Origin of the sequence: Roseovarius salis (assembly GCF_044472985.1) — a bacterium.
GTDB classification, from domain to species: Bacteria; Pseudomonadota; Alphaproteobacteria; order Rhodobacterales; family Rhodobacteraceae; genus Roseovarius; species Roseovarius salis.
In genome coordinates, this window is the sequence record NZ_JBISDG010000120.1 from 1 (window position 1) to 279 (window position 279).

The window sequence follows — 279 nt, forward strand, 5'->3', positions numbered from 1 at the left end:
GCTTTATTTCGTCTTCGAAAAAGCGTTCCAGGTGCCGCTGCATAAGGGCCCGATCGAAGAAATGCTCGGCATTTACTAAGCACCCGGAGCTTGATCATGGAAAATTTTGAACTGCTTATGGGTGGCTTTGCGACGGCACTTACGCCGATGCACATCACCCTGATGATCGTCGGCGTCCTTCTCGGGCTGATCGTCGGCGTCCTACCCGGCCTTGGCGCGCCGAATGGCGTGTCGTTGCTCATTCCGCTGACCTTTACGATGGACCCGGTCTCGGCGATC

The 279-nt window shown here is 56.3% G+C and carries 1 protein-coding gene; it reads left to right on the forward strand.

Annotation, left to right across the window (positions count from 1 at the left end; genetic code table 11):
• Window positions 1–96: 96 nt before the first annotated feature.
• Window positions 97–279 (forward strand): tripartite tricarboxylate transporter permease (locus tag ACH13J_RS18450; RefSeq protein WP_397544801.1); only part of this gene is annotated, 183 nt, incomplete at its 3' end.